This is a genomic window from Streptomyces sp. NPDC059456, from assembly GCF_042750055.1.
Classification (GTDB): domain Bacteria; phylum Actinomycetota; class Actinomycetes; order Streptomycetales; family Streptomycetaceae; genus Streptomyces.
In genome coordinates, this window is the sequence record NZ_JBHYVA010000004.1 from 37,816 (window position 1) to 44,649 (window position 6,834).

The 6,834-nt window shown below is 69.2% G+C and carries 5 protein-coding genes and 1 pseudogene; 2 read left to right on the forward strand and 4 right to left on the reverse strand.

Features of this window, described 5'->3' with window-relative positions:
* Positions 1–161 precede the first annotated feature (161 nt).
* The 3 genes from ACFXA3_RS01305 to ACFXA3_RS01315 form a co-directional block, all read right to left on the reverse strand.
* Positions 162–1,049 (reverse strand): DUF5655 domain-containing protein, encoded by an 888-nt coding sequence (locus ACFXA3_RS01305; RefSeq protein WP_385180290.1) that lies wholly within the window; start codon positions 1,047–1,049, stop codon positions 162–164.
* 555 nt (positions 1,050–1,604) lie between these two features.
* Complete coding sequence (locus tag ACFXA3_RS01310; protein WP_385180292.1) at positions 1,605–2,936, reverse strand: class I SAM-dependent RNA methyltransferase; 1,332 nt, start codon at positions 2,934–2,936, stop codon at positions 1,605–1,607.
* A 97-nt stretch (positions 2,937–3,033) separates the two neighbouring features.
* Positions 3,034–5,082: an APC family permease gene (locus ACFXA3_RS01315; protein WP_385180293.1), complete on the reverse strand. Its 2,049-nt coding sequence runs from the start codon at positions 5,080–5,082 to the stop codon at positions 3,034–3,036.
* A 195-nt stretch (positions 5,083–5,277) separates the two neighbouring features.
* On the opposite strand from ACFXA3_RS01315, the gene ACFXA3_RS01320 reads away from it, so the two are divergent.
* Both ACFXA3_RS01320 and ACFXA3_RS01325 read left to right on the forward strand, forming a co-directional pair.
* Positions 5,278–5,946, forward strand: coding sequence for a potassium channel family protein (locus ACFXA3_RS01320; protein ID WP_385180296.1), 669 nt, complete (start codon positions 5,278–5,280; stop codon positions 5,944–5,946).
* The gene (locus ACFXA3_RS01325; RefSeq protein ID WP_053691455.1) at positions 5,943–6,605 is read left to right on the forward strand and encodes a TrkA family potassium uptake protein; all 663 of its coding nucleotides are present in this window, start codon (positions 5,943–5,945) and stop codon (positions 6,603–6,605) included. The genes ACFXA3_RS01320 and ACFXA3_RS01325 overlap by 4 nt, the downstream gene beginning before the upstream one ends.
* A 140-nt stretch (positions 6,606–6,745) precedes the next feature.
* On the opposite strand, the pseudogene ACFXA3_RS01330 reads toward ACFXA3_RS01325, so the two are convergent.
* A pseudogene (locus ACFXA3_RS01330) lies at positions 6,746–6,834 on the reverse strand (lytic transglycosylase domain-containing protein); the annotation flags it as partial.

A 6,834-nucleotide genomic window follows, 5' to 3' on the forward strand; every position in this document is an offset into this window, starting at 1 on the left:
GCGACTATCACTCCGTGCAGGGATCTGGAAATCCCGGATTCTCCGCATCTTGGAATGACACCGCCACCCTTCCTGACCATCCCGACGCAAGGAGGCCGCCTACCGCCTCAAGCACCCGCACATCCCCGGGCCGTTGCGACGGGACATGCTCGTCCGCGATCTCAGGCAGCCTCGTAGCTCATCCGGAGCAACGGCTCAGCGCGACGCAGATCGCCTTCCGTCCGAAGACGGACCTCGACATCACCAGTGCCATGGTGGCCGATCTGGCTGACGTCTCGGGTGAATCCCCCGTCGAGGTCGACATCTTTGGGGTCAAGGCGGAGCGTGACCACGACTTCCTGCTGGTGGGCGTGACTGACGCACGCGAAGTTCCGCAGCCGCCGGTACGCGCGGTACTGCTTGCGGTCGACGCTGCTCACATCGTCTCCCAGCCCCTGCAGCAGTTCATCGAGCGCGCTCCGCAGCCCGACTGTGGGGTCCTCACGCGTGCCAGCTGACGCGATCGGCTCCTGACGCCGCAGCCCGCTGCGCTCCTGAGCCCCAGCCGTCACTTTGGCCACCGGTTCGAAGGCGAGAAGCCCTGCGCCGAAGTAGCTGTAGCGGACGAGGTCGATGGTGCGTCGGATCTCACGCACGGCGTGGAGGTCGTACCGAGAGTAGTCCTCCGCGACGCAGATCAACCTGGGGCTGCTCCACAGCACATGGGAAGCGACGTCCGCCCCGAGCCGCTCGCGAACCAGCTGCTGGAACTCAGCCCGGTGATCGGTCAGCCACGCCAAGTAGAACAGCCCCTGGGTAATAACGCCGGCGTCGCGGCCTCGCTTGTACTCGACCACGACCGGCGAGCCGTTTTCGTCCAGACCAAGCGAGTCGATCCTGCCGCGATGAACCGGTCCGGTGCTGTACTCACTGGCCAGGAACCGGACCCCCAGCATGGCCTCCATGTTCGCCTCGACCACGTCCTGCAGGTGGCGCTCCACCTCTGCCGGGCGTGCGGCAATCTCCACCGCGATCCCCCCGGCCACGTCGAACAGCCTCAGCCCCGACACCCCCATAGCTCGTGCTCTGCAGGCCTCAACGGTGAGGCAGCCCGAATTGTTTCCGGCGGAGCCGTCGGGGTTGCGAGGGTCCTATAAGAATGGCATCCGCCCAACAGCCGGATGCCTCCCCGGCCGCACCTGTGGCGCCTGCTTGGAACGATGGGGCAGGGATCGCGGCTACGAGCCGTTTCGATCCCCGCGCTCGCCCACTGGGCAGAGCAGGCGCCTGGTAGGCACCCACTCCACCCTTCGCGACGCAGGAGGGAAGGCGCTCGACCAGGCGAGCCTCCCAGGGCTCTTCACGAGCCAAACGCCAGATTTCCAGCGCCCTCACGGGGCTGGCTGTCGACCGCACGGCGCAGCCCCGCAGACGAGATTAGCGACGACACCCAACCGCCTGCCGATGCCCTCCGGCGAGGTAGTTGAGGCCGGCGGACTGCCTCATAACCTGCCTGACGCCCCGCCAGAACGAGCGTCATTTCAGCGTCACGAGCGTCATTTCAGCGTCAAAATATCGCCCGTAACGCCCACAATGCACATAACGCACACCGGGAAACCTGCAGGTCAGGCGCCCTTTGCGATCGGCTCCAGGATTGCCACGCACTCCACGTGGTGGGTCATCGGGAAGAGGTCGAAGACGCGGAGGGTGCGGGGCTTGTAGCCCGCCTCGCGGAAGTAGGCCAGGTCGCGGGCCAGGGCCGCCGGGTCGCAGGCCACGTAGGCGATGCGGCGGGCCGAGAGGCCCGCGACGTGGCGGACCGTCTGCTTGCCCGCGCCCGCGCGCGGCGGGTCCAGGACGACCAGGTCGCACTCGGTGATCCCGGTCTTCGGGAGGACCGTCTCGACCTTGCCCTGCTCGATGCGGACGCGGGGGAAGTCCGCCAGGTTGTGCCGGGCGTCCTCGACCGCGCGCTTCGTGGACTCGATGCCGAGCACCGCGCCGGTCTCGCCGAGGCGTTCCGCGAGGGCGCCCGCGAAGATCCCGACGCCGCAGTAGAGGTCGAGGGCCATCTCGCCCTTGCGCGGCATCAGGCCCTGCATGACGGCCTTGATCAGGGTGTCGGCGGCCTGCGGGTGGACCTGCCAGAAGCCGCCCATGCCGACGCGGTAGGTGCGGCCATCGGCGCGCTCGCGGACGAAGGGGCGGCCGTGGACGCGGTGGACGCCGCCGTCCTTCTCCTCGACGCGCAGGACCGAGACCGGCTTGTCGAGCTCGACCAGGGGGAGGCGGCCGCCCGGGCGCGGGGTCAGGACGACCTGGCGGTCCTGGGAGCCGGTGGCGGCGATCGCCTCGACCGTGGCCATCTGGGGCCAGTCCTGCTTCTCGATGCCGAGCTCGCTGACGCCCGGCGCCGCGATCATGCAGTGGTCGACCGGCTCGATGTCGTGCGAGCGGTGCTTGCGCAGGCCCGCGCGGCCGGTCTCGTCGATGGCGTACTGGACGCGGGTGCGCCACTGCGGGACCTGGCCCGCCGGGAGCTTGTCGCCCTCGGCCGGCATGACGGTGCCGTCCCAGCCGGCCTCCTCCGGGGTGAGTCCGGCGAGCCGCTTCAGCTGCTCGGCGACGACCTCGCCCTTGAGCCGGCGCTGGGCGCCCGGCTTGGCGTGCTGCCAGTCGCAGCCGCCGCACTTGCCGGGGCCGGCGTACGGGCAGGGGGCCTCGACGCGGTCCTTGGAGGCGTCCAGGACGGTGATCGCGTCGGCGCGCAGGAAGCGGGAGTCCGCCTCGCCCTCGGTGACCTTGGCGATCACCTTCTCCCCCGGGAGGGTGTGGCGGACGAAGAGGACGCGGCCGTCGGACGTCCGGGCGATGCAGTGGCCGCCGTGTGCGACGGGGCCGACCTCGACCTCGTACTCCTCCCCGACCAAGGACTGCTTCTCGTTCTGCTCGGTCATGGTGGGGAGACTCCAAAACATAAATGGGAACGGCCGGACGACCGACCCACCAGTTTACGTGGATCTCGTCCGGCCGTTTGCCACACCGACCGCGGTGCTACTTGCCCGCGCGGTCCTTCGGGCGGGGGGTGTCCACCGGTCCGCGGCGCACCGCGCCCGGGGCGTTCCACTCCTGCCGCTTCTTGGCCCGCCTCTTCGCGAGCTCCGAGGACTCCAGCTGGTACGGCACCGACGTGACCATCACGCCGGGGGTGAACAGCAGGCGGCCCTTGAGCCGCAGCGCGCTCTGGTTGTGCAGCAGGTGCTCGTACCAGCGGCCGACGACGTACTCCGGGATGTACACGCTGACGGCGTCGCGCGGGTTCTCGCTGCGCAGGCCCTTCACGTACTCGACCACCGGGCGGGTGATCTCGCGGTACGGGGAGTCGAGGATCTTGAGCGGTACGTTGATGCCGCGCCGCTCCCACTCCTCCTTCAGCGCCTTGGTCTCGGCCGAGTCGACGCTGATGCTGAGCGCTTCCAGGGTGTCCGAGCGGGTCAGCTTGGCGAAGGCCAGGGCGCGCAGCGTGGGCTTGTGCACCTTGGAGACCAGGACGATGGAGTGGACCCGGGAGGGCCGCACGCTGTCGTCGCTGGGGCCCTCGGCGGCGGCGATCTCGGCGGAGACGCGGTCGTAGTGCTTCCGGATCGCGGTCATCGTCCCGTAGAAGATCACCATGCCGAGCAGGGCGACCCAGGCGCCGTGCGTGAACTTGGTGGCCAGGACGACGACGAGCACCAGGCCGGTGAAGATCGCACCGAAGGTGTTGATCGCCCGCGAGCGGTGCATCCGGCGCCGCGCGGCCTGGTCCTGCTCGGTCCGCAGGTGGCGGTTCCAGTGCCGGACCATGCCGATCTGGCTGAGCGTGAACGACACGAACACGCCGACGATGTAGAGCTGGATCAGTTTGGTGGAGTCGGCGTCGTAGATCCACACGAGCAGCATGGCCGCGCCGGCGAGCAGCACGATGCCGTTCGAGAAGGCGAGCCGGTCACCGCGGGTGTGCAGCTGGCGCGGCAGGTAGCGGTCCTGGGCGAGGATCGAGCCGAGCAGAGGGAAGCCGTTGTACGCGGTGTTGGCGGCCAGGAACAGGACGAGCGCGGTGGCGGTCGCCAGGATGATGAACAGGAGGCTGCCGTTGCCGAAGACGGCCTCGGCCACCTGGGAGATCACCGGGTGCTGGACGAAGTCGGGGCCGACGGGGACGCCGTTGTCGAGCAGGTTGGTGGCGGGCGACTCGGCCATCTTCACGTCGGTGGCCATGGCCAGGCCGATGATCCCGCAGAACATGGTGACCGCCAGGGCTCCCATGAGGGCGAGCGTGGTGGCGGCGTTCTTGCTCTTGGGCTTGCGGAAGGCGGGGACGCCGTTGCTGATGGCCTCGACGCCGGTCAGGGCCGCACATCCGGAGGAGAACGCCCGCAGCAGCAGGAAGACCAGCGCGAAGCCGGCCAGTCCCTGGTGTTCGGCCTTGATCTCCAGGTGCGCGGTCGGGGCCTGCATGGTGTCGCCGGCGACGAGGCCGCGCCAGGCGCCCCAGGCGATCATGACGAAGACGGCGCCGACGAACACGTACGTCGGGATGGCGAAGAGTTTTCCGGATTCCTTCACTCCGCGCAGATTCATCAGCGTGAGCAGCAGAATCATGATCATCGCCGAGAGCACCTTGTGCTCGATGACGAAATCGACGGCGGAACCGAGATTCTCGACTCCGGAGGAGATCGACACGGCGACGGTCAGGACGTAGTCGACGAGCAGGGCGCTCGCCACGGTCAGTCCGGCCTTCGGCCCGAGATTGGTGTTGGCGACCTCGTAGTCACCGCCGCCGCTGGGGTACGCGTGGACGTTCTGGCGGTAGGAGGCGACCACCGTGAACATCAGCACGACGACCGCGACGGCGATCCAGGGGCTGAAGTGGTACGCCGACACACCCGCGATCGACAGGACCAGCAGGACCTCGCCGGGGGCATATGCCACGGAGGAGAGGGGGTCGGAAGCGAAGACGGGGAGGGCGATCCGCTTGGGGAGAAGGGTTTCCCCGAGGCGGTCGCTGCGCAGCGCCCGGCCGATCAGGATCCGTTTGGGCACGTCGGTCAGTTTGGACACGCAGAGGATCGTAAGCGTTCGAAATACGGCTGACGAACCCCCCGCCGGTATTCAAGGGCATTGGAGCCGTCTGTGCTGCAAAGGTCACATGGTGGACCGCCCGTGTGTAGCTTGGGCCGTGGTCTGAGACCCTGTGAAGCCAGAGCATGCAATGAGGCTGGGAACCAGCGAGCGCTGACAGCCGGAAGGACGGCCGTGCACATCGTCATTATGGGCTGCGGAAGAGTGGGCTCCGCCCTCGCGCAGACCTTGGAACAGCAGGGGCATACGGTCGCAGTCGTCGACCAGGACCCCACCGCATTCCGCCGGCTGGGAGCCGGCTTCGGCGGCCGCCGCGTCACCGGGGTCGGCTTCGACCAGGACACGCTGCGCGAGGCCGGGATCGAGGAGGCGGGCGCCTTCGCCGCCGTCAGCAGTGGTGACAATTCCAACATCATCGCTGCCCGCGTGGCCCGCGAGATGTTCGGCGTCGAGAACGTCGCCGCCCGCATCTACGACCCCAAGCGCGCCGAGGTCTACCAGCGCCTGGGCATCCCCACGGTCGCGACCGTGCGGTGGACCGCCGACCAGATGCTGCGCCGGCTGCTGCCGTCCGGGGCCGAGCCGCTGTGGCGCGACCCGAGCGGAGGTGTCCAGCTCGCCGAGGTGCACACCTCCGCGGCGTGGATCGGCCACAAGGTCAGCAAGCTGCAGGACGAGACCGGCGTCCGCGTGGCGTTCCTCACCCGACTGGGCGAGGCCATGCTGCCGACGTCCCAGACGGTGCTGCAGGAGGGCGACCTCGTCCACGTGATGATGCGCACGGACGAGATCGACAAGGTCGAGGCGTCCTTCGCCGAGGGGCCCGAGGAGGCACACGCATGAGGGTCGCGATCGCCGGAGCCGGCGCGGTGGGCCGTTCCATCGCGGGTGAGCTGCTGGAGAACGGGCACGAGGTGCTCCTCGTCGACAAGGCGCCGACCGCCATCTCGGTGGAGCGGGTGCCGCAGGCCGAGTGGCTGCTGGCCGACGCCTGCGAGATCACCTCGCTCGACGAGGCGGCGCTGCAGCGCTGCAACGTCGTCATCGCGGCCACGGGCGACGACAAGGTGAACCTGGTCGTCTCCCTCCTGGCCAAGACCGAGTACGGGGTCCCCCGGGTCGTGGCGCGGGTCAACAACCCGAAGAACGAGTGGCTCTTCAACGAGTCCTGGGGCGTCGACGTCGCGGTCTCCACGCCGCGCCTGATGTCGGCCCTGGTCGAGGAGGCCGTCAGCGTCGGCGACCTGGTGCGCCTGCTGCGCTTCAGCCACGGCGACGCGAACCTGGTCGAGCTGACCCTGCCCGCCGACTCCTCGGTCGCCGGGACCCAGATCAGCGAGATCACCTGGCCCGAGGACACCTCGCTCGTCACGATCATCCGCGGCAACCGGGTCCTGACCCCGCACGCCGAGGAGACCCTGGAGCCGGGCGACGAGCTCCTCTTCGTGGCCGCGCAGGCCCGCGAGGAGCAGCTGGAGGACCTCCTCCAGGCGCGCCACTGACGGCTCGCGACAGCCGCAACGGCACAAGGGGCGGGGGGGGGGGCGGGGCGGCGCGGGGCGGGGCGGCGGGGGGGGCGCGGCCCCGGGGGGCCCTTCGCACTGCCGGTGCCGCTCGTGGGGCGCCCGCGGTCACCGGTGGCTTAGTACCAGTGGTTGGCCTGCCAGAAGTTCCAGGCGCCGACCGGGCTGCCGTAGCGGGAGTTCATGTAGTCCAGGCCCCACTTGATCT